General features: G+C 75.0%; 17 protein-coding genes. 4 read left to right on the top strand and 13 right to left on the bottom strand.

Annotated elements, in window-relative coordinates:
* Positions 1–211: 211 nt before the first annotated feature.
* The 3 genes from ACIQRW_RS30925 to ACIQRW_RS30915 all read left to right on the top strand — a co-directional run bounded on the left by ACIQRW_RS30925 (position 212) and on the right by ACIQRW_RS30915 (position 5,590).
* Positions 212–1,501 carry a cytochrome P450 gene (locus ACIQRW_RS30925; RefSeq protein WP_403766463.1) on the top strand — a complete coding sequence of 430 codons (1,290 nt, stop codon included), beginning with the start codon at positions 212–214 and terminating at the stop codon, positions 1,499–1,501.
* A gap of 122 nt (positions 1,502–1,623) precedes the next feature.
* Positions 1,624–2,871: a glycoside hydrolase family 26 protein gene (locus tag ACIQRW_RS30920; protein ID WP_403766461.1), complete on the top strand. Its 1,248-nt coding sequence runs from the start codon at positions 1,624–1,626 to the stop codon at positions 2,869–2,871.
* A 253-nt stretch (positions 2,872–3,124) separates the two neighbouring features.
* Complete coding sequence (locus ACIQRW_RS30915; RefSeq protein WP_403766458.1) at positions 3,125–5,590, top strand: SpoIIE family protein phosphatase; 2,466 nt, start codon at positions 3,125–3,127, stop codon at positions 5,588–5,590.
* 77 nt (positions 5,591–5,667) lie between these two features.
* On the opposite strand, the gene ACIQRW_RS30910 is transcribed toward ACIQRW_RS30915, so the two are convergent.
* The 11 genes from ACIQRW_RS30910 to ACIQRW_RS30860 all read right to left on the bottom strand — a co-directional run bounded on the left by ACIQRW_RS30910 (position 5,668) and on the right by ACIQRW_RS30860 (position 19,363).
* A complete protein-coding gene (locus ACIQRW_RS30910) occupies positions 5,668–7,470 on the bottom strand; it encodes an ABC transporter ATP-binding protein (RefSeq protein WP_403766455.1) in 1,803 nt (600 codons plus the stop codon).
* Positions 7,467–9,206: an ABC transporter ATP-binding protein/permease gene (locus ACIQRW_RS30905; protein WP_403766452.1), complete on the bottom strand. Its 1,740-nt coding sequence runs from the start codon at positions 9,204–9,206 to the stop codon at positions 7,467–7,469. The genes ACIQRW_RS30910 and ACIQRW_RS30905 overlap by 4 nt, the downstream gene beginning before the upstream one ends.
* Positions 9,203–10,786: a nitroreductase gene (locus ACIQRW_RS30900; protein WP_403766450.1), complete on the bottom strand. Its 1,584-nt coding sequence runs from the start codon at positions 10,784–10,786 to the stop codon at positions 9,203–9,205. The genes ACIQRW_RS30905 and ACIQRW_RS30900 overlap by 4 nt, the downstream gene beginning before the upstream one ends.
* A 14-nt stretch (positions 10,787–10,800) precedes the next feature.
* On the bottom strand, positions 10,801–12,168 hold the full coding sequence (locus ACIQRW_RS30895; RefSeq protein ID WP_403766738.1) for a YcaO-like family protein: 1,368 nt from the start codon (positions 12,166–12,168) through the stop codon (positions 10,801–10,803).
* Complete coding sequence (locus ACIQRW_RS30890; protein ID WP_403766448.1) at positions 12,165–13,781, bottom strand: CocE/NonD family hydrolase; 1,617 nt, start codon at positions 13,779–13,781, stop codon at positions 12,165–12,167. Before ACIQRW_RS30890 ends, ACIQRW_RS30895 begins: the two co-directional genes overlap by 4 nt.
* Positions 13,778–14,875 carry a hypothetical protein gene (locus ACIQRW_RS30885; protein WP_403766446.1) on the bottom strand — a complete coding sequence of 366 codons (1,098 nt, stop codon included), beginning with the start codon at positions 14,873–14,875 and terminating at the stop codon, positions 13,778–13,780. Before ACIQRW_RS30885 ends, ACIQRW_RS30890 begins: the two co-directional genes overlap by 4 nt.
* 152 nt (positions 14,876–15,027) lie before the next feature.
* On the bottom strand, positions 15,028–15,162 hold the full coding sequence (gene amiA, locus ACIQRW_RS30880) for a streptamidine family RiPP (protein WP_007452728.1): 135 nt from the start codon (positions 15,160–15,162) through the stop codon (positions 15,028–15,030).
* Between the two features lie 73 nt (positions 15,163–15,235).
* The gene (locus ACIQRW_RS30875; protein ID WP_403766735.1) at positions 15,236–16,117 is read right to left on the bottom strand and encodes an ABC transporter ATP-binding protein; all 882 of its coding nucleotides are present in this window, start codon (positions 16,115–16,117) and stop codon (positions 15,236–15,238) included.
* 146 nt (positions 16,118–16,263) lie between these two features.
* Positions 16,264–17,322 carry a FecCD family ABC transporter permease gene (locus ACIQRW_RS30870; RefSeq protein WP_403766444.1) on the bottom strand — a complete coding sequence of 353 codons (1,059 nt, stop codon included), beginning with the start codon at positions 17,320–17,322 and terminating at the stop codon, positions 16,264–16,266.
* Positions 17,319–18,380 (bottom strand): FecCD family ABC transporter permease, encoded by a 1,062-nt coding sequence (locus tag ACIQRW_RS30865; protein ID WP_403766442.1) that lies wholly within the window; start codon positions 18,378–18,380, stop codon positions 17,319–17,321. Before ACIQRW_RS30865 ends, ACIQRW_RS30870 begins: the two co-directional genes overlap by 4 nt.
* Positions 18,377–19,363, bottom strand: a complete 987-nt coding sequence (locus ACIQRW_RS30860) for an ABC transporter substrate-binding protein (protein ID WP_403766440.1) — start codon at positions 19,361–19,363, stop codon at positions 18,377–18,379. Before ACIQRW_RS30860 ends, ACIQRW_RS30865 begins: the two co-directional genes overlap by 4 nt.
* A 201-nt stretch (positions 19,364–19,564) precedes the next feature.
* Between ACIQRW_RS30860 and ACIQRW_RS30855 the strand changes: the two genes are divergently transcribed.
* Positions 19,565–20,842, top strand: a complete 1,278-nt coding sequence (locus ACIQRW_RS30855; protein WP_403766438.1) for a hypothetical protein — start codon at positions 19,565–19,567, stop codon at positions 20,840–20,842.
* Positions 20,843–20,912: 70 nt separating this feature from the next.
* Here the strand turns inward: ACIQRW_RS30855 and rpsN are convergent, their stop codons facing one another.
* Together rpsN and rpmB are read right to left on the bottom strand one after the other, a co-directional pair.
* Entirely contained in the window at positions 20,913–21,218 is a 306-nt protein-coding gene (rpsN, locus tag ACIQRW_RS30850; RefSeq protein ID WP_403766435.1) for a 30S ribosomal protein S14, read from the bottom strand.
* Positions 21,218–21,454 (bottom strand): 50S ribosomal protein L28, encoded by a 237-nt coding sequence (rpmB, locus tag ACIQRW_RS30845; protein ID WP_403766434.1) that lies wholly within the window; start codon positions 21,452–21,454, stop codon positions 21,218–21,220. Before rpmB ends, rpsN begins: the two co-directional genes overlap by 1 nt.
* Between the last annotated feature and the right edge of the window lie 34 nt (positions 21,455–21,488).

Below are 21,488 nucleotides of genomic sequence, written 5' to 3'. Positions count from 1 at the left end.
TGGCTCACTCACTCGTACGAGGTGCTTCTGATGGCGATGTTGACAACGAGGCGGTGGCGAAACAGTTCTCGTGCGTGCGGCGTACGGTTACCGGCTCCGTTCCGTCAAACGCGTGAGGGTGCGGGCTCATCGGGAGCGACGGGCCGCGTCGATGGGCTCCTCTCGGCCGGCGGGCCGGACCATGGCCTGGCGAACCGTGGAGGTGATGGGCATGACCGTTCCGTACCAGTTGTCCGGGGACCGTGTACTGCGCGCGACGGACGTCGATCTGGCCGACCCGGCCTTCTGGCGGCTGCCCCGCCACGTGAGGCTCAGGGCCTTCGCCCTGCTGCGGGAGCTGGACGCGCCGGTCCTGTTCACTCCGCGGGCCGGTGCCGCGCGCACCGCCGGGAAGCCGTTCCACGCCCTGGTGCGCCATGCGGACGTGCGGACCGCGAGCCGCACGCCCCAGGTGTTCACGAGCGCTCCGGGGGTCACCACCCCGGAGCCGGCCGGCTGGGCGAAGGCGCTGTTCGGGAACTCGATGGTCAACATGGACGGGCCCGAGCACGCGGCGCTGCGCCGGATCATCTCGCGGCGGTTCACCCCCCGGCTGCTGGCGGACGTCGAGGAGAACGTCGGCCGGCTCGCCGGGCGGCTGGTGGACGAGCTGATCACCGAGCGCCCCCGGGACTTCATGCCGTCGGCGGCCTCGCGGCTGCCGCTGGAGGTGATCTGCGACCTGATGGGCGTCCCGGAGGCGTACCGGGCGCGGATCGCGGAGCAGATCGACCATGCCTCGGAGCACGTCGGCGTCGAGCGCCGGGGCCGCGCACGGCTGCGGATTCCCGGCCGTGGGCTGGCGTCGCTGGCCCGGATGCAGTTCGTCATGGGGCGGCTCGCCCGGGAACGGCGCCGTCACCCCGAGGACGACCTCGTCTCGGCGCTCGTCAGCGCGGACATCGACGGCGAGGCGCTGTCCGGGCAGCAACTCGGGGCCTTCTTCTCGCTGCTGCTGGTGGCGGGGGTGGAGACGACCCGCAACGCCATCGCGCACGGGCTGTTCCTGCTCGACCGGCATCCGGAGCAGCGGGAGCTGCTGCGGTCCGACTTCGACCGGTACATCGGCGGCGCCGTCGACGAGATCGTGCGGCATTCGACGCCGATCATCCAGTTCCGCAGGACTGTCGCGGCGGAATGCGCACTGGGCGGCCGCACATTTCTCCCGGGGGAGAAAGTCGCTCTCCTTTACGCGTCGGCCAATCGCGACGAGACGGTTTTCACCCATCCGGATCGCTTCGACATCACCCGGTCGCCCAATCCCCATCTGGGATACGGCGGCGGGGGGCCGCACCACTGCCTGGGAGCGCATCTGGCCCGGCTCGAAATGACGGCCCTCTTCCGGGAACTGATCGCCCGTCGTCCCGTCATGCGCAATCTGGCAGATCCGGACCTGGTCGACTCGAATTTCGACAACCGCGTCGGATCGCTGCCCTTCACGTTCGGCCCCACATTCACCTGAACGGCACGTCCGCAACGCCGAATACGATAAATGGACTCCTGCGCATGCACCCGGTGCACAATGATGCGACTCTCTCCCTATCAGGCCGAACCGGCCGGAATTCACCGCAGCCAGGAGGAGTAATGCCGGCTAAGCGCCGTCTCATCGTTTCGTGCATCGCGGCGGCTGCTCTCAGCCTCCTGGCGGGTGGCGGCATCGCGGGTCAGTCGCCGCCGGGCACCGATTCCGTCGACGGCGCCGCACCCGGCGCCCCGGGGGCGGCGAGCAGCACGGCGCACGGCGCGTATCTGGACTACGGGCCCGCCGGGGTCAGCAGGATGGCCGAGCTGTCGCGCTGGCTCGGCGGGGCGGAGCTACGGGTGGGGCACACCTACCTGCCGGGCGATCTGTGGGTGAACATCGAGGGGGCGCCCGATTTCCTCGACGCCTGGGCGGACTGGAGACAGGCGGACCAGGAACGGATGTTCGTCCTGAACGTGCCGATGCTGGAGCGCAACGAGGAGCGGGTCCCGGACGACGAGGTCCGCACCCTGCTCCGGGCGGGCGCGGCCGGGGAGTACGACCAGCACTTCACCCGGCTCGCGGAGCGGCTGGTGGAGCTGGGCGTTCCGGACACCGTGATCGTGCTCGGCTGGGAGATGAACGGCACCACGTACACCCATCGGTGCGGCCCCGATCCCGCCTCCTGGAAGGCGTACTGGGAGCGGATCGTCACGGCGATGCGCGCGGTGCCCGGTCAGGACCTCCGCTTCGACTTCACGCCGAGCCGGGGACGGGACGCGGTGCCGTGGACCGAGTGCTACCCGGGCGACGACGTCGTCGACATCATCGGGATGGACTCCTACGACCAGCCGCCCGGCGAGACCTTCGACGACCAGATCACCGACCCGTACGGCCTCCAGAAGCACGTCGACTTCGCCGCGGAGCACGGCAAGCCCATCTCGTTCCCGGAGTGGGGGCTCTTCCGCAACGGCGACAACCCCGAGTACATGCGGCGGATGCTGGAGTGGATCGGCCGGCACAAGCCGCTCTACCAGACGGTCACGGACTACTGCCCGCACGGCGTCTGGCAGTGCAAGAGCAATCCGCGGTCATCGAAGGTGTTCCGGACGATGCTGACCGAGATGGCCGCGCCGGCCGCGCCCGCGCCCAGCCCGACGCCGACGCCCACTCCCACTCCTACCGCCGCCCCGACGGATCCGGCGCCCTCCCCGACGGTCCCGCCGTCCGTGGTGCCGTCCCCGGTGGCGCCGACGCCCACGGATCCGGGGGCCGGGACGCCGCCCGCCCGCGAGTGGTGCGTGCCGGTCCCGTTCGGCGACTGGCTGGGCCCGTGGCTGCGGGAGCGCGAGATCTGCTTCCGCTACTGATCCCGGGCATGGAAACGGCTCCGGCCCTCCTGTCGGGGCCGGAGCCGTCCACCCACACGGGTCCAGCGCGGGGCAGGTGGACAAGCAACCGCTTGTCATCACCACCAACGCGGACACGGCCCGCTCCGTCACGCCGCCGAACGAGGGACAGCCCGCGCCCGGCCTCCGCACCGGTCTCCGCGCCGGACTCCGCGCCGGGCGCGGTCCGGGGCGACGAGCGACCATGGAAACCTACAGAGGGTGGTGAGGTGCAATGGCATCCGCCGACGAGGGCTCCCCGGCGGAGCCCGGCCCGCTGCCCTCCGGGGACGGGCGGGAACCGGCGCGGACGACCGACGGCGCGGCGGCGGTGATCGCCGGGGACGGCACGGTCATCGGCTGGACCCGCGGGGCCGAGGCACTGCTCGGGTATCCGGCGGCCGAGGTGGTCGGCCGGTCCGCCTCCCGGCTGCTCACGGGCCCCCCGGACGCCCGGCGCACGGCCGCGGTGGCCGCCCGCTGCCGGGCCGGTTCGGGGTGGAGCGGGCTGGTCCCCCTGCGGGCCCGGGACGGCCGGTCGCTGGACATCGACGTACGGGCCACCGCCTCGTTCCTGATCGCCGGGCGGGAGGGCTTCCTGGTGTCCGGGCGGGAACTCACCCCGCACTGGACGATGCGCGGGTCCGTGCTGGACGACTTCCTGACCCGGTCGCCGGTCGGCATGGCGGTACTCGACCCGGACCTGCGCTATCTCTGGCTGAACGACACCCTGGAACGGTTCGGCGGCGTGCCCCGGGAGCAGCGGCTGGGGCGCCGGCCGAGCGACGTGCTGCCCGGAGCACTGGCGACACCCATCGAGCGGCTGATGCGGCAGGTCCTGTCGACCGGCGAGGCGATCACGGACTACGAGTATCTGGGCTGGAGCTGGGCCGATCCGCACCGCCGACGGGCGTATGCGAGCTCGTTCTTCCCGCTGGCCGACGCCCGCGACCGCCGGATCGGCATCGGCTACATGGTCCTCGACGTCACCGACCGGTGGAACGCTCGCCGGCTGCTCGCGCTGGTGAACGAGGCCGGAACAAGTATCGGCTCCACCCTGGACGTCCAGCGTACGGCGCAGGAGCTCGCCGACTTCGCGGTGCCCCGGTTCGCGGACTTCGTCTTCGTCGACCTGCTGGAGAACCCGTTCGGCGGCGACCGGTCCGGGGCGGCCGCGCCGGCCGAGGGCGAACGGCCGGCCATGCGCCGGGCGGGCATGAGCTCGGTGCGGGAGGGCTGTCCGGAGGCGGTCGTACGGGTCGGGGAGACGGTCGACTTCGTGCCGCCGCCGCACGACGCGCACTTCCTCATCGACGGCGACCCGGTCCTGCTCCCGGCGCTCGACCCGGACCACCATGGGTGGACGGTGGAACAGCCCGCGCGGGCCGCCCGGCTGCGGGAGTTCGGGCTGCACTCGTTGATCTCCGTGCCGATGCGGGCGCGCGACACCGTGCTGGGACTGACCACCTTCATGCGGTCGCGGAATCCGGTGCCGTTCGACGAGGACGACGTGGCGCCCGCCAGGGAGCTGGTGGCGCGCGCGGCCGTGTGCGTGGACAACGCCCGCCGCTACACCCGGGAGCACACCGCGGCGCTGGTGCTCCAGCGGAGCCTGCTGCCGCACACGCTGCGCGGCGGGACGGCGCTGGACGTGGCGTCGTCGTACCTTCCTGCCGACGCGAAGGACGGGGTGGGCGGCGACTGGTTCGACGTGATCCCGCTGTCCGGGGCCCGGGTCGGCCTGGTCATCGGCGATGTCGTCGGGCACGGCATCGGGGCCGCCGCGACCATGGGCCGGCTGCGCACCGCCGTACAGACACTGGCCGACATGGATCTTCCCCCGGACGAGCTGCTGGCGCGCCTGGACGATCTCGTCCTGCGGCTCAGCGAGGAGGAGCGCGCGGGGGGACCGGAGGAGCGGGGCGGGACGACGGTGGTGGGGGCCACCTGCCTGTACGCCGTCTACGATCCGGCGAACGGCTGCTGCACGATGGCGCGGGCCGGTCACCCGCCGCCGGTGATCGTCACGCCGGACAACACGGTCAGCTTCCCGGACCTGCCCGCCGGGCCGCCCCTGGGACTCGGCGGGCTGCCCTTCGAGTCCCTGGAGATCGAGCTGCCCGAGGGAAGCCTCCTCGGCCTCTACACCGACGGGCTCATCGAAGGGGCCGACAAGGACCTGGAGCGCGGAATGGGCCGTCTTGGCCGGGCGGTGTCCCGGGACGGAATGCCGCTGGAGGACCTGTGTCCGGCGGTGGTCAAGGAGCTGCTGCCCGTCCCGCAGCCGGACGACATCGCGCTGCTCCTCGCCCGGACCCACCGCCTGAGCCCCGAGCACCTGGTTTCGTGGGACGTACCCGTGGACCCCGCGGCGGTCGGCGAGACCCGGGCCAAGGTCTCCCGCCAGCTGGAGACGTGGGGGCTCGCGGAGCTGTCGATGACGACGGAGCTGATCGTCAGCGAGCTGGTGACCAACGCGATCCGCTACGCCGCGGGTCCTGTGCGGCTGCGGCTGCTGTTCCAGTCGGCGCTGACCTGCGAGGTGTCCGACGCCAGCAACACCTCGCCGCGGCTGCGGCACGCCAGGACGACGGACGAGGGCGGGCGCGGGCTGTTCCTGGTCGCGCAGCTCGCCCATCGGTGGGGCACGCGCTACACCCCCCGGGGGAAGATCATCTGGGCGGAGCAGCCCCTTCCCTGACCCGGCCCGATCTGTGGGACGCCCCCTGAGGACTCTCCTCAAGGACTCCTCTCAAGGACTCCCCTCAAGGACTCCCCTCAAGGACTTTCCTCGCGGGCGAAGAGGCGGGTCAGCGGGCCGCCCGCCCGGATCAGCTCGTCCCAGGTGCCCTCCTCGACGATGCGCCCGCCGTCCAGGACCGCGATCCGGTCGGCCCTGCGGACCGTCGCCGGGCGGTGGGCGATCACCAGGGTCGTCCGGGTGGCGGAGTCGGCCGTGAGCGCCCGGGACAGTTCCGCGTCACCCCGGTGGTCCAGATGGGCCGTCGTCTCGTCCAGGACGAGTACGCGCGGGCCGCTCAGCAACCCCCGGGCCAGGGCCACCCGGGCGCGCTGGCCGCCGGACAGGGTCGCGCCGCGCTCGCCGACGGCGGTGTGCAGACCGTCGGGCAGGGCGTCGGCGATGGGGTCGATGCCGCAGATCCGGGTCACCGCGCCCAGTTCGTCCGCCGTGGCGTCCGGACTGCCCAGGCGCAGGTTCTCGGCGAGGGTGCCGTGGAAGAGCGGGGCTTCCTGCCCCACCACGGACACGGCGGCGCGCAGGTCCTCCTCGGTGAGGTCCCGCAGGTCCACGGGGTCGGCCGGGGCGGGGGGCACCAGTTCCACGGCGCCGGCCTCGGGGTCCCAGTAGCGCGCCAGGAGGTGTGCGCAGGTCGACTTTCCCGCCCCGGACGCTCCGACGAGGGCCACGGTCTCGCCCGGCCGGACGGTCAGGTCGAGGCCGTCCAGCACGGCCTCTCCCCCGTAGCCGAACCGGACTCCGCGCAGGCGCAGGCCGAGCGGTCCCGGCGGTACGGTGCGGGGGGCGGTGGGAGCGGGGGCTCCGGCGGGGGCGTGCACGGCGGCCCGGACCCGTGCGGCGGCGGCGCGCAGACCCCCGGCCCGGCCGAGTGCGGCCGCCGATTCGGCGACCGGGGCCAGGGCTCCCAGGGCGAGTGCCATGGCGGCCGGGGCCCACGCCCCGTCCAGACGTCCGGCGGACGCGGCGTGGGCGGCGGCCGCCACGACCCCGATGACGGCGGCGACGACCAGCAGGTCGCGGGTCGCGCCCGCACCGGTCTCCCAGGACTGTTCGGCGCGCTGGGCGCGGGCGAGCCGGCGTCCGGCGGACCGGAGCCGGGCCCGCCTGCGGTTCAGAGCCCCCGTCATCAGGAGTTCGCGCAGTCCGTCGACGCTCTCCACGGTCTCGGACGAGACCTCGGCGAGCGCGCTCCGGGTCCGCGCCCCGCGTTCGGCCCGTCCGCGCGCCTCGAACAGGGGCGACCAGATCAGGAGGAGCGCGGCGGGCACGACGGCGAGCAGCAGCCAGGGGCCGAGGGCCGCCAGCACAGCGGCCGACACCGCGAAGACCACGCCGGAGGCGAGGAGTTGGGCGATGGCGTGGGCGTAGAAGAACTCCAGTGCCTCGACGTCCCCGAGCGCGGTGGCCGCGAGGTCGCCGCTGCGCCGGCCCGCGATCCGGGCGGGGGCGCTGCGGGCCAGCCCGTCGAAGACCCGGACGCGCAGTTCGGCGAGGACCCGGTAGGCGAGGTCGTGCGAGAGGTCCATCTCCCGCCAGGTGGCGAGGGCCCGGAGCAGGACCAGCCCGATCAGGACGGCGACGGTCCCGGGGGTGGGTGGGCGGTGCTCCGTCACGGCCGTGCCCACCGTGTACGCGGCGAGGGTCACGAGGGCGACCAGGGCCGCCTGGTCGACGAGGGCGGCCAGGCAGGTGCGCAGGACGGTGGCGCGGTGCGCGCCGAGGACCGGGAGGAGCGAGCGCAGGGCGCCGGGCGCGGCGTCGTCGGTGGCGGCGGGGCCGGGGGGACGGGCAGGGCCGGTCGGGGCCGAGGTCGGGGTCATGCGGCGCGCTCCTCCTGTGCGGTGCGTCCGGCCGCGACGAGCGAGGCGTACACGCCGCCGCCCGCGAGCAGGGTGGTGTGGTCGCCCGCCGCGGCGACACGGCCCGCGTCGAGGACGACGATGTGGTCGGCGTCGCGTACGGCGTCGAGCCGGTGGGCGACGACGACGCAGGTGCGGCCGCGGCCGGCCGCCGACAGTTCCCGCACGATGCGGGCCTGGCCGCGTTCGTCGACCGCGCTGGTGGCCTCGTCCAGGATCAGGACGGGGGCGTCGGCCAGCAACGCCCGGGCGAGGGCCAGCCGTTGGCGCTGCCCACCGGAGAGCGTGGCGCCGCGTTCGCCGACGAGGGTGGCGTAACCGTGCGGCAGCCGGGCGATCTCCTGGTCGATCCCGGCGGTGCGGGCGGCGGCGCGCAGTTGTTCGTCGGTGGCGGCCGGGCGGGCGATCCGCAGGTTCTCCGCGATCGTGGCGTGGAAGAGGTAGGTGTCCTGCGAGACGACGGCGATGCCCCGGCGCAGTGAGGCGAGGGTGTACGCGGCGGTGGCCGTCCCGGCGACGGTGAGGCTGCCGCTGTCCGGGTCCCGTTGCCTCAGCAGCAGGCTCAGCAGGGTCGACTTTCCCGCCCCGGACGGACCGACGACGGCTGTGGTGCGCCCGGGGGCGGCGGTGAAGCTGACGCCGTCGAGGGCAGGCAGCTTGCTCCCGGGGTGGGTGAAGTGCACGTCCTCGAAACGGATTTCGGGTGGGCTCTCCCAGGCGGCGACCATGGCGCCCCGGTCGGGCACGGCGGCCTCGGCGGTGCGCAGGCCGGCGATTCCGTCGGCCGCGGACACCCCGAGGTAGCCCGCGTGCCACTCGCGGGAGAGGTCGCGGACGGGGCGGAAGCATTCGGAGGCGAGGAGGAGAAGGAGGTAGGTGCCGGTGGCGGCGGTACGGCCGGTGGCCGCCGACGAGCACGCCACGAGGACGGCGACGGCTGTGCCGCCTTGGACGGCTAGATCGGTGAGGCCGGTGTCGACGAGCGAGACCCGGAGTTTGGCGACGGTGGTCCGGTGCAGGGCGGCCGACCGCCGCTCCAGCCGTTCCCGTACGCGGCCCACCGCACCGGTGGCGCGCAGGGTCGGCATCCCCTGGAGCGCCTCCAGGTAGTCGGCGGCGAGGGCTTCGTAGGAGTCCCAGTGCTCCTTCCCCCGCCGCGCGAGCAGCCGGTCCCACCAGCGCGGCCCGAACAGGGCGAGCAGCAGGGCGGGGCCGAGGGCGAGGGCCGCGTACGGCTCGACGAGGGCGACGGCGACGAGCAGCAGCGGTGGAACGGCACAGGTGATGAGCGCTTGGGGCAGATAGCGCGAGACGTACGCGTCGACGCCCTCGACGCCGTCCACCAGCGTGGCGCGCACGGCTCCGGCGCGCGCGCCGGTGATCGCGGTGGGGCCGAGTGCGCCGAGCCGCTCCAGCAGGGTGTCGCGCAGCCTGACCCGTACGGCGGCTCCCGCCGTGACGGCGGTCAGGCGCTGGGCGCGGCCGAGTCCGGCGCGGACCAGGACGACGGCGATGACGGCGGTGAGCAGTGGGGCGAGGGCGGCCGTCTCCCCTCGGGCGATCCGGGCGAGCACGAGGGCGAGCAGGACCGCCTGGGCGAGGTGGGTGGCGGTGACCGCCGCGAGCAGTGCGGTGGCGAGGCAGAGCGGGCCGCGCGCGGTGTTCGCGGCGCGCAGGAGTTCGGGGTGGAGCATCATGGGCGTTCTTCCTCGCCGGGCGGAGCCGCTGGGGCGGCGCTTGTCGGGGGCGCTGGGTCGGGTGGCGTCGGGGCGGCAGGCGTTGGGCGCGCTGTGTCGGGCGGCGTAGGGGCGGGTGGCGTTTCGGCCGTCGTTGGGCGTCGGACGAAGCCCGGGTCGACGGGGCCCGGCGGTGGGGGCGCTCCCACCGCGAGGGCGTGCACGATCCAGTCGCGTCCGGGGGCCTCGCCGAGCGCCGCGCCCAGGTCCGCCCGCTGCCAGGAGCCGATGGGCCGGGAGCGCAGGCCGAGTGCGGTGGCGTGGGTCTGGACGGCTCCTGCCGCGTACCCGGCGGCGAGGTGGGCGGTGCGCACAGCGGCCGGCGTGGCGTCCCCGGGACAGCCGTGGGCGAGGAGCACCGCGCCCGCGCCGCCGATCCACTGCTGGCCCGCGGCCCAGTGGGCGAGGGTGGGACGCGCGTCCCCGGAGGCGCGGACGTCGAGTCCACCGCTGCCGGGAGCCTTCGCGTACAGGGCCGGGTCACCACCACCGATCGCCGCGGTCCAGGCGGGTCCGTCCGGCCGCGCTGTCCCGGCTGTGGTCAGGAGCCGGGTGAGCTGCTCCTCGCCGGGCGGGTGGTTCAGGTCGTCGGGCGGGGCGCTCCGGCGCGCTTGAAGGGCCTTGTCGGTCACCGGCCCCGGACGGGTGGCCCGGTGCCAGGTGCCGCCGGGCAGCTCGGGGGATGCCGCGATGTGGCGCAACAGGAGGAGTGTGGACGCGAGTTCACGGGACGGGGCGGTCGCCGCGCCGGGTCGCGGCGACGGGGTTCCGGTACGGGGCGGGCCGGCCCAGGCGATGAGTGCCCCGAGGGCGTCGGCGGTCACGCCCACGGGCGTCAACCCGACTACCGCGAGCGGCAGTTCCGGCTCGGTGCCGGGCCAGGCGTGCGACCAGTCCGGAGCGGAGGGCAGTCCGGCGGCGGCGGAGAGAAGGACGGCGTCCGCGTCGAGGCAGACCCGTACATCGGCGGCCGGGGGTCCGGCCAGCGCCAGGGCCGCGGCGGCGTGGCCGGTGTCCAGCAGCAGGAGCGGCCAGGCCCGGTGGCCGTAGTGCGCGACGGTGCGGGACGCGGCCACGGTGAGGACGACGAGGGCGCCCGGGGGTACGCCGTCGGGGGCCGGGCCGCGTGGGTGGGCGCGGTGGGCGCGCGCGTCGTAGGCGTAGCGCCCGGGCGGCAGCGAACACCCGGGCCCGGCCAACAGGTGCGCGCGCACCGGGTGCAGGGCTCCAGCCGAGGGGACGGGCCGCAGTCGGCCCGGGGTGCCGACGGGCGCGGCCAGCGAGAGCCGCAGGACGCGGTCGAGGTCGAGGACGCGGTCGAGCGCGGCCCGGCCCCCGGCCCCTGAAACCGCCCCGGACCGGACCTCGTCCCCGGCCAACGGCAGCTCGGTCCCGCTCCAGGGGAACGGGCGCTCGGGAACGTACGGGGAGAGGCCCGGCGCGCGCGAGGAGCGGACGTCTGCGAGGGCCCGGCGCAGCAGGCCGGACGCGGGGCGCGCCCCGGAGTCGGGGGCGGCGGTCCGGGCCGGGGTGTCGGGCATGGCGGCGCGCTCCTTCACATGTGCGGGGGCGGGGCGAGGGTGAAGTCCCCCGGGGCGGTGGGCGGTCGGGTTCGCCAGCCCCGGGCGAGCGCCGCGTCCGCGAGGCGCGGGCAGCCGAAGTAGCCGAAGGCTGCCGGGGCGTTGGGGATCAGTCCGGAGACCAGGACACGGGCGACGCGCAGTGTCGTCTCGGCGACGTCCTCCGTCGTGAGGTCGGCGGTGATCACCCGGTGCCCCCCGGCGGCGAGCGTCGCGTCGAGCGCGGTGCGGCTGCCGGGGGCGATCGCGGTGACCGGGACCGTGCCGAGGGCGGGTTCGGTGAAGCGGCGGGCGAGCGGGGACATCCGGTCGTCCAGCCAGACCTGGACATGGGCCCCGAGGTCCCGCACGGCGGCGAACCCGGCCCCGCAGTCGTCGAGATAGCGCCGGTCGGCACGGTGGTCGAGGTAGAGGCCACGGGCGAGCATCCCGGCTTCGACCGCCCGGTACACCCAGCCGTCGGCGTCCACCGCGCCCTGGGTGAACACCCAGGTGTGCACGGCCTCCAGGACGGCCTTGCGGGCCGCCTCCGCCGGGTCGTACCGGCAGGCGAACCCGGCCGCGTATATGCCGCGTCCGGGATCGTGCACGAGGGCCGCCGCACAGGGGGCGAACTCGGAGGGCATCTCCACGATGTGTACGTCCAGCTCGCAGCCGGCCAGGTCCTCGGTGAGGCCGGGGACGCTCGCCGGGTCGATGCCCCGGGTGGGCCCGTCCAGGTGCCACCACAGCTCCAGGGCGTCGCGCTCGACGACTTCGAGGAGCCCGCGCTCGACGGCGTCGTCGAGGCCCTGCCCGGTGGCGATACCCGCGTAGTTGAGGTGGTGGGTCCGGGGCAGCGAACGCAGTTCGCCCTGACGCCAGTTGAGGTGGGTCAGCGCGACGGGCGCCCAGCAGGACCGCCCGTTCTCGGTGGCCCGGGTCCACAACGCCGGGGTGTCGGGAGTGAGTTCGGCGTACGGGAATCCCGGGCGGCTGTACTGCCAGAGGGCGTACGTCGGCAGGGCGCCGGGCCCGTAGACGCGGTGGCCCTCGGCGGTCAGTTCGGCGGCGGTGGCCCGGCGGGGCTCCTGGGGGTGGCCGGGCGGTGGGAGGCGGTTGCCGCAGTAACGCTCGACGGCCTCGGCCACCGCGGCGATCCAGGCGCCCCGGGGGTCGCCGAACGTGGTGCCGAGCGAGACGCGGTCGGCGGGCCAGGCGCCGAGGCGGCGGGCGTCGGCGACGTCGGCGGTCATCGCGGTGTAGCGGGGCGGCGCACCGGTGGGGTGCTCGACGGGGGCGACGTCGCGGATGATCCCGGTGACGGGATCGACGAGGGCTTCGATGGGCAGGGCGCTGGTCAACGGCATATCTCCGGTGCGGGCTCGACGTAGCGGCGTCGGGCGACGACGGGCAGGTGGAGGGCGCTGCCCCGGGGGTTCACGGTGCGGCGGGACGGGGCGAGCCGGGTGGCGGTGACCGGGTCCTCCCCGGTGTGCGGGTTACGGGCGTGGGCGGGGAAGTGGTGTCCGGCGATCTCCGCGCGCAACCGGGTCCCGGCGGGCAGCCGGCGGCCCAGCGTGCCGAGCGGCACGGTGATGTCCGCGGCCTCGCCGGGCGGGCCGGTGCGCCGGACGATGCCGAAGGCGAGCGGATCGGCGTGGCCGGACGGGTCGAGCGCGGTCAGGCGTACGGCCCAGTCGGCGCTGGGCGTGTCGGCCGTGACGTTGATCCGGGCGACGGCGGCTCCCGCCAGGTCGAGCGGGCGGGGCAGCGGTGGCGAGAGGAGCAGGCAGCGGTCGGCACGGTCGCCGTCGGCCGGGACGGCGAGGTCGTCGGAGCGCACGGGGCGGCCCGGGTCGGCGCTGAACTCGGCTCCGTGGAGCAGCCGCAGACCGGTGGGCGAGCCGAAGGGCCAGCGGCACTCCGTCTCCGGCCGGTCCGGTGGGGTGGCGTCGGGAGTGATCGCCGCTCCGGGAGTGCTGTGCCAGCGACCGCTGTCGCCGAGGGCGATGACACCGTGCCGCGTCGGCTCCAGCCGCCCGGCGAGCGCCGCGCGGGCCCACCGTACGTACAGCGCACCGAGGTTGACGCGGGCGCGGGGCGGCGCGGCCGGGTCGGCGGTGAGGCGGTGGCCCCAGGGCCCGAGCAGCAGGCGGGAGGGTCCGCCCCAGCCGCGCCACAGGGCCACGGTGTCCTCGGCGAAGGGGTCACGGGTGCCGCCGACGGCGAGCAGCGGAAGGCGTGCGGTGGGGCCCAGCGCGACGAGTCGGCCTCGTCCCCGGTCGGCCCAGAGGCGGGGCCAGGACGGCAGTTCGCGCCCCAGGCCCTCGGCCAGCCGCTCCGCGAGGCGGGCGACCGGGAGGTGTTCGAGCAGCCGGGGGTCGTCCGCCAGGGCGCGGGCCAACGCGTCCGGGTCGGAGTCGCGACGGTCGCCGTGGGCCGCCCACCAGCCGGCCCGGGCCCACAGCCGCTCGGGCCCCCCGGGCTCCCGCGCCGTCTCGGCGAGTCCGAGCGCGGGGACAGCGGCGATGACGGCGTCGGGGACTCCGTCGCGATGGAGGTCGTCGAGGTCGGCGCCGGGCCCGGCACCGCAGGCTGCGTCACCGACGGTGTCGCGGGAGGCGAGTGCGGTGGCGAGGGCGCAGTACGCGGCGTAGGAGGCGCCGGCGACGACGACCTCCCCGTTGCTCCACTCCTGTGCGCGCATCCAGGCGACGGTGGCCGCGCCGTCCACCGTCTCGTGGCCCCGGTAGGGGTGCCACTCCCCCGGTGAGCCGTGGCGGCCGCGCACGTCCTGGGCGAGGGCGGCGAATCCGTGCGCCGCCCAGCCGCGCAGCTCGGCGCGGTGGGCGTCGCGCCCGTAGGGGGTTCTGATCAGGACGGCGGGAACGGGGCGGGTGCCGTCCGGGAGGCATACGTCGGTGGCGAGCGCGGTGCCGTCCGGCGTGGGGACGTGCACGGTGCGGGTGGTCACGGGCGCGCCTCGGCTGCCCCGGCTCCGGCCCGGGCGCGCGTCGGCGCCGGCGTCGGAGCGGGCAGGGGCGCGACGTCCGGGACGGGGAGCACGGGGTGCTCGGTGAAGGTGAGATCGCGCAGGTCGATCCGGCGCAGCCGACGGCGCACCGGGAAAACGGTCGCCCGGCTCGTCCCGGCATCGGCCCGCGCCACGGTCTCGGCTTCGGTATCGGCCTGCGCCCCGGCATCGGCCCGCGCCACGGTCTCGGCTTCGGTATCGGCCTGCGCCCCGGCATCGGCCCTCGCCACGGTCTCGGCTTCGGCTTCGGCTTCGGCTTCGGCTTCGGCTTCGGCTTCGGCTTCGGCTTCGGCTTCGGCCCAGGCGAGCAGATCGGCGGTGAGGAGCGCGGCGATCAGGGCGGCGGAGGCCTCGGTGGGGTGCGGTCCGGTGTCGGGGGTCCGGTGGCCGGCCCAGTACGCGGCGAGTTCGCGATGGGCGGGGGTGGCCGCGAGTCTGCGGAGCCTGACGTGACGGGAGGTGACGTCCCCCGGGGCCGCGGCAAGGGGTTCGGTCCAGCTGTGGGCGCCCTCGCGGTGGCAGCGCAGCCAGGCGACGCGCCGCCCGGGCAGCAGGTCCGCCGTGTCCCAGAGCCCTTCGGGCACGGGCGAGTCGAGGCACCACACCACGGCGACGCGCCCTTCGGTGCGGTGGTCCGGGGCCGCCCGGGCGAGCTCCGCCACACGCTCCGGGGTGATCCGGTGGACCTCGGCGCCTTCCGCTCCGGCGCAGCGTGCCAGCGGCTCGGCGAGCACGGGGTCGCCGAGGACATGGACGGTGCGACCGGCGAGCCGGGCCCGGGGCGGGGCGGACACCGCGTGCCCGCCTGTCTCGAACGCCTCGACGAGTCGGGCGAGTTCGGCGGCGCGCCCGCCCCCGACCGGCGCCCCCTGGTCCGGCGTCTCCTCCTCCCCCGCCAGCCGGCGCACGAGGGCTTCGCCGGTGACACCGCCGGTGTCGATGCGCAGGAACTCCCCTCCGGAGGTCCGGAGCACCGGGGCTTCACCGGGGACGGTGACGATCCCGGTGCCGGGAGCGAGTCGACTGCGGGTCACGGAATCCTCCGAAGCAAAAAGCGGGAAGCGGGAAGCGGGGACGGGACGTTCGGGGCTGAGCGGGGCTGAACGGGGCGGGCCCGCCCGGGGTGTCACCGGGCGGGCCCGCCCCCGCGCCACGCGGGGAACCTGCCGTCAGCGGCAGGCGTCGCTTACTTCTCGGCCGCGGTGTCGGCCTCGACGGCGTCGTCGAAGGGGTTCTCGACGAGGGCGTTCGAGTGGGTGGCGGAGAGGTGCGCGAGCTGCCCCTGGTCGGCGATCGGGCTGAACACCTTGTTGTTCTCCATGAGTTGAGTCTCCATTCGTAAGGATCGGATGGGTGTTTCGGTCGCGGCGTCGGTGCGTGCCGCAGCACAGACACTAATGAATATGATTTTCATTCCGCAATAGCTGGAGCGGATCGAGAGGGTGATCTGGGTAACAGACGGGCCAGCCGCCCTCGCTGTCGACCCCCACCCGGCCCTCCACACCGAGGACTTCGGCCAGCAGACGCCGGGTGACCACCTCGGCCGGAGGCCCGTCTGCGGCGACGCGACCCTCGCGCAGCGCGACGATCCGATCGGCGAACCGCGCGGCGTGGTTGAGGTCGTGCAGCACCATCACCACCGTCAGCCGGCGCTCCGCGCGCAGCCGTACGACCGTCTGGAGCACCTCCAGCTGGTGCCGCAGATCGAGATAGGTGGTCGGCTCGTCCAGGAAGAGCACGCGGGCGTCCTGGGCCAGCGCCATGGCCAGCCGGACCCGCTGGCGTTCACCTCCGGACAGCGCGTCCACGGGCCGGTCCGCCCAGGCGGTGACGCCGACGTCCGCGAGCGCCCGCGACGTCACCTCGTCGTCCCCCTCCCGCAACATCCCGAGCGGCCCCCGGGCGGCATAGCGTCCCTGACGCACGAGTTGGCGCACGGTCAGTCCCGGTACGGTGGGTGCCGACTGATGGAGCAGGGCGACGCGCCGGGCGGCGGTGCGGCGGGGCAGCCGCGCCACGTCGTCGCCTTCGAGCAGGACGCGCCCGCCGCTCGGGGTGAGCAGTCCGGCGGCGAGCTTGAGGAAGGTGCTCTTGCCGCAGCCGTTCAGCCCGATCAGGGCGACCAGTTCGCCGGTGCGGACGCTCAGGTCCACCCCGCGCAGGACCATGCGTCCGGGGTAGCCGAAGGTCAGCCCCTCCGCCCGGACGACCTCGGGGCCGGGCACCGCGCCCGGTTCCGCTTCCGGCCCGGCCGCCTCCGCCGGGTTCGACTCCATCTGTCCGGTCAGGCCTTCCGGCATGTCACCCTCCTCATCCGCTGTCCTCCACTTCGGTCTGTGTCGGCCCGCGTCGGCGTCGGCTTCGATGCCGGTGCCCACGCCGATGCCGCCATCGGCGCGTCCCGTCCGCGTACCGCTCTCCGTCATCGCTTGTCCGCCCGTCGTCGCGCCACGACCATCAGCAGCCCCGCCCCCACGAAGGTGGTCAGGGCGCCGACCGGAAGGGTCAGCCGGTCCGCGTCCAGCGCGGTGGCCAGCAGCCGGGACAGCAGCTGGGCAGCGGCGTCCGCCCCGCACACCACCGCCGCGCCGAGCAGCGCGGCACCCGGAAGGGTGATGCGCAGATCGGCCCCGAAGACGGCCAACGCCAGATGGGGCACCAGCAGCCCCACGAAGCCGAGCGCCCCCACGGCCGACACGGCACCGGCCGTCAGCGCCACGGCGCAGACGAGCGCCGCGCCCCGGCCCCGGCCGGTGGCCAGGCCCGCGGCCGAGGCCTGTTCGTCGCCGCAGCGCAACAGGGTCAGCGGCCCGGCGAGCAGCCAGGCCGCCGCGCCCCAGAAGGCGGCCCACGGCCAGAGCAGATTCCAGTGCTGCCACACCCGGCCCTCGGTGGAACCGATCAACCACTGGACGACGCTGCCGAGTTCGCCGGGGGCAACCAGGAGAACGACCGCGGTGAGCCCGGCCAGTACCGCCGACACGAGGACCCCGTACACAGCTGTCTGTTCCGGGTCGCCCCGGTCCCGACCGGCGAGCAGCCACAGCAGTCCCGCCCCGGCGAAGCCGCCGAGGCAGGCCGCCACGACCACGGCCGTGGGGGATTCCCAGCCCGCGAGGCCGAGGCCGGTCGCGGCGACCGCGCCGAGCACCGCACCGGGAGTGACGCCGGTGACCTCGGGCCCGGCCAGTGGGTTGCGCAGGGCCGACTGGAGCACGAGTCCGGCCACGCCGAGGCACGCCCCGGCGACCAGCGCCACCAGCAGCCGGGGCAAACGCAGTTGGAGCACGATGTGCTCGGCGGTGGGGTCGTCGCCGCCGCCGAGCAGCACGGCCCGGGCGCCTTCGGGCGTGACGCCCCGGCCGGCGAACAGATCGGCGCAGGCCACCGCGGCGACGAGCAGCGCCAGGCCGCCCATCCGGACGCCCGGTGCGCGCAGGACCCGACGGGACGGTCCGGGCACGGTGTCGATGAGCGTCATCGTTCCGCCTTCCGCAGGACGGGAGCGGGCAGCACCGGCGGGGTCCCCGACAGGGACGGGAGCACGGGCCCGCGGTCCCGGGCGGGTCGTCTCCCCCGCTTCAGCAGCACGACCCCGACCGGCACTCCGACCAGGGCGGTCCAGGCGCCGACGGGCGTCTCGACCGGGGCGAGCGCCAGCCGGGCCGGCTGATCGGCGCACAGCACGACGAGTCCGCCGCACACGGCGGACCGGACGAGCCACCCGGCCGCGCCGCCGTCCGGGCGGAGCCGGCGGGCGAGGTGGGGGGCGAGGAAGCCGACCCAGGCCACCGGTCCGCAGACCGCGACGACGGGGGCGATGAGGACGACGGCGATGCCCAGCGCGGCGACCCGCGCGCGTTCGACGCGTACGCCCAGCGCACGGGCGTCGTCGTCGCCGAGGCGCAGCACACCGAGCACCGGCACGCACAGCACCAGCGCCGGGACGGCCACGGCGAGCCAGGGCAGCAGACCGGTGACGTCGTCCCAGGTGCGGGCGGACAGACTGCCCAGCAGATAGCGGTAGATGAGCTGGAGGTCGAGCTGGTCGGCCATCACCATGAGCACCAGCAGTGCCGCCTGGAGCGCGGCGGCGACGGCGGCTCCGGTCAGCAGGACGGCCGAGGGGCTCCGCCCGAATCCGGCGGCGACCAGGGTGAGCAGACCGCCGAGCGCCGCCCCGGCCAGGGCGAGGAACGGTTGCAGTCCGAGGGGGACGGCCAGGGCCAGGACCAGCGGTGCGGCGACGCCCAGGGCGGCCCCGGAGGAGACGCCCAGCATCTCGGGCACGGCCAGCGGGTTGCGCAGGGCCTCCTGGAGAACGAGGCCGGCCGCGCCCAGGCAGGCCCCGGCGATCAGCGCCAGCACCATGCGGGGCAGCCGTAGTTCGGTGACGACGAGCCCCGCGAGCCCGTCGGCCCCCAGCGTGGCCGGGAGCCTGGCGGGCGGGACGTACGGCGTGCCGAGGCTGAGCGCGCAGACCGCGCCCGCCAGGGCCGCCGCGCCCAGGCAGAGCGGTGCCACGGGCGGACGCCTCACCGCAGTGCGGCCGTCGCCTCGTCGAGCACGACGCCCAGGGAGCGGGTGCCGCGCCCCTTGGCCCACACCTCGGAGTCGACCTCGATGACCTTGCCGTTCCGCACGGCGGGGATGCGTGACCAGAGGGGGTTCTTCGCCAGCTTGTCGGAGAGCTTGCCGTCCGGGGCGCCGAACGACAGGGTTTCCACGAACAGGACGTCGACGTCCCGGGCGAGGATCTCCTCCAGGCTGTAACTGCCGTCTACGCCCCGGCTCTTCCAGGGGTAGCGGGAGATCTTCGGGAACAGCCCGGCCGCCACATCGGACTCCGGGGTGGCCACGCCGAAGTTCTCGTCGCTGCCGTAGACGATGAGCGCGGTCCTGTCGCTCCTGCTCTCCTCCGCCTGTGCCAGGCGGGTGCGGAAGGCCTTCTCCGCCTTCTCGCCCTGCTCGGTGCGGCCGGTGAGCGCGGCCAGGTCCCGCAGGTAGCCGACGCTGTCCTGCCAGGATCCGGGCTGGACCGGCCAGAACGTCGTGGCGCCCTTCAGCGCGGGGGCCAGCTTGCCGTGCGTGTCCTCCAGGCCGATCACCAGGTCGGGCCGGTGGGACAGGATCGCCTCGACCTCGGGGCTGAGGAAGCCGCCGGGCACCACCGGTATCTCCGCGGCCTTCTTCTCGCCCAGGAACTTCGGGTGCGCCAGCACCTGGGAGTTGGTGGCGGTCGGGGTCATCCCCAGCTCGACGAGGATGTCGTCGCAGAGGGCGACCAGGCAGACGATCTTCTCCGGCGGCTTCGGCAGGGAGACCGTGACGCCCTTGGCGTCGGTGATCCGGGTGGCGGCCTCGATGGGCCGCACCTCCGTGCTCGTGCGGGCGCCGGCCCCGTTCCCCGGAGCGACGGCCGGTCCTCCGGGGTCGGCCTCCCCGGTTCCGCAGCCGGCCAGCAGGCCTCCCAGTACGGCGATCGCGGCCCAGCGGCGGACTCTCAGCGCGGTTCGTGGCATCGACGGTCCCTCAACGTTCCTGTGCGGTCCCGGGGATGAGCAGAGCAGGCGGCGGAGCCCCGGGAGCGATCCCCACCACAAGCCGAAACCTTACACATGATTATCATTTCCAATAAAGTGGCCGGGGCCCTCACCTGGTCCTCGCCGGAACCCACCGGCCCCTGCCGCCACCCACGACCCCGCCGACCGCAGGAGTTCGCCATGCCGCAGTCCCCGCACCCCTCGCCACCCGCACCGCCGCGCCTGCTGGTCTCCGACCATGCCGCCGGCCGGATCAGCCTGTTGGACCTCCCGGACGGCACGGAGCGCGCCGAGCTGAACCACCGGCACCTCGCCGAGCACGCGGGGTTCCTCGCGCTGCCGGACGGCCTCACCGCCTGTGTGGACGACCGGGCGGGCGAGCTGCTGGTCCTCGACCCCTACGGCCCCGGCGCCGGCCGGCCGCTGGTCCGGCGGCGCATACCGGTCGCGGTCCCCGCCGAACACCTGGCGGCGGACCCGGGAGGGCGGCACCTCGCGGTCACCACCGGCCTCGGCCGCAACGAGGAGGCCTGGACCGGGCTTCTGACGGCCGTCGACCTCGACGCACCGGACGGCGCCGTCGCCGTACGCGTACGCGGGCGGACGGGCGAGCCGGGGGTCACGGTCCTCGGCGGGCCGTCCTCTCTCGTGGTGCTGCGCCATCGGGAGCCGGGCGAGCTGCTGGTCCACCGGCACCGCGACCTGATGCGTTCGGCCCCCGCCTGCCCTCCGGCGATCCCGGTCCGGCGGATCGCCCTGCCGGACGACGACGGGCACGGCGACGCCCATGACCCGCTCACCGGCCGGGTGTTCGCCGCCGCGGGGTCGGGGGTGCATCGCGCACGGCGGGAGGGGGACGAGCTCGTCGGCGAGGCCCCCCTGCCCTGGTCCGCCGACGGGCGCTCCGGCGGGCGCGGTCACTACCTGCGGCTCGACCCCGTGCGGCGGATGCTCTGGTCCTGCGTGCGCGGCGGACCGGGCGCCCCCGGGCAGTGGCCGGACTGGTCCAACGACGCCTGGTGGCACCACCTCGACACCGGCGTCACGGGCCGGCTGGACCTGGGCCCCGGGCTGGTCTTCCGGCTCGCGGTGACCGCCCGCCACATCGCGTACACCCGTGTCCACCCGGACGGCGACGAGCTCGTCCTGCTCACCGCGCCCCCGGTCGCCGGATGCCGCCCGGAGGTCGCCGCGCGCCTGCCCCTGCCCGCCATGTCCGGCGCGCCCCGGCCCGGCGGGACCCCCTGGGACGGCGTGCAGCGGCGGGCCGTCGCCGCCTCACCCGGCGGGGGCCTGGTCGCGGTCAGCCGGGGAGGCCATGGCGAGGTCCATGTCTTCGACGCGGACCGGGCGGACCTGCTGACGACCCTGACCGTCCCGACACCGCTGGACGACGGCGGCCACCTCGCCCTGCTCACCCCCGGGGACAGGGCGGAGGGCGACCCGGTCGGCCGCTGAGGGACGCGTCGCGGGTGGTGGCGCGGCGCGACCGCCGTACCACCACCCGCCCCCGACGCTCAGACCACCCTCACCAGGAGGACTTGGTCACCCCCGGAAGGAACCCCGCGTGGGCCTGCTCACGCATCCGGACCCGGGAGAGCCCGAACCTGCGCAGATACCCCCGGGGCCTGCCGTCGACGCTGTCACGGTTGCGCACCCGCGTGGCGCTGGCGTCGCGCGGCTGACGCCGCAACTCCTCTACGGCCGCGCTCCGTTCACGCTCCGGTGTACCGGGACGGCGGATGATCTCCTTCAGCTCGGCCCTGCGGGCGGCGTAGCGGTCGGCGGTCTCCCGGCGCCGGTCGTTCCGCGCGATCTTGCTCTTCTTCGCCATCAGACCTTCCCTCCCCGCGCACGGATGCGCGCGACCGCGGCCTCGATGCCGATGCCGTCGACGGTCTTGATCGCCCGAGCACTCAGTGTGAGGCGCACATAGCGGCCCTCGCCGGGCAGCCAGTACCGCTTGCGCTGGACATTAGGGTCGAACCGACGGGACGTCCGGCGGTGCGAGTGGGAGATGTTGTTGCCGAATCCCGGCTTCGAGCCGGTCAGTTGGCAGTGGGCGGACATGAGGTTACCTGCCTCTCCTTCGACGCATCCATTA

It is taken from the genome of Streptomyces sp. NPDC091287 (genome assembly GCF_044768525.1).
Classification (GTDB): Bacteria; Actinomycetota; Actinomycetes; order Streptomycetales; family Streptomycetaceae; genus Streptomyces.
This window is presented reverse-complemented; position numbering and strand designations above follow the sequence as displayed.

Coding starts and splice junctions, on each gene's coding strand:
- ACIQRW_RS30925 (WP_403766463.1), top strand. CDS start 212: ATGACCGTTCCGTACCAGTTGTCCGGGGACCGTGTACTGCGCGCGACG.
- ACIQRW_RS30920 (WP_403766461.1), top strand. CDS start 1,624: ATGCCGGCTAAGCGCCGTCTCATCGTTTCGTGCATCGCGGCGGCTGCT.
- ACIQRW_RS30915 (WP_403766458.1), top strand. CDS start 3,125: ATGGCATCCGCCGACGAGGGCTCCCCGGCGGAGCCCGGCCCGCTGCCC.
- ACIQRW_RS30910 (WP_403766455.1), bottom strand. CDS start 7,470: ATGACCCCGACCTCGGCCCCGACCGGCCCTGCCCGTCCCCCCGGCCCC.
- ACIQRW_RS30905 (WP_403766452.1), bottom strand. CDS start 9,206: ATGATGCTCCACCCCGAACTCCTGCGCGCCGCGAACACCGCGCGCGGC.
- ACIQRW_RS30900 (WP_403766450.1), bottom strand. CDS start 10,786: ATGCCCGACACCCCGGCCCGGACCGCCGCCCCCGACTCCGGGGCGCGC.
- amiA (WP_007452728.1), bottom strand. CDS start 15,162: ATGGAGAACAACAAGGTGTTCAGCCCGATCGCCGACCAGGGGCAGCTC.
- ACIQRW_RS30875 (WP_403766735.1), bottom strand. CDS start 16,117: ATGGAGTCGAACCCGGCGGAGGCGGCCGGGCCGGAAGCGGAACCGGGC.
- ACIQRW_RS30870 (WP_403766444.1), bottom strand. CDS start 17,322: ATGACGCTCATCGACACCGTGCCCGGACCGTCCCGTCGGGTCCTGCGC.
- ACIQRW_RS30860 (WP_403766440.1), bottom strand. CDS start 19,363: ATGCCACGAACCGCGCTGAGAGTCCGCCGCTGGGCCGCGATCGCCGTA.
- ACIQRW_RS30855 (WP_403766438.1), top strand. CDS start 19,565: ATGCCGCAGTCCCCGCACCCCTCGCCACCCGCACCGCCGCGCCTGCTG.
- rpsN (WP_403766435.1), bottom strand. CDS start 21,218: ATGGCGAAGAAGAGCAAGATCGCGCGGAACGACCGGCGCCGGGAGACC.
- rpmB (WP_403766434.1), bottom strand. CDS start 21,454: ATGTCCGCCCACTGCCAACTGACCGGCTCGAAGCCGGGATTCGGCAAC.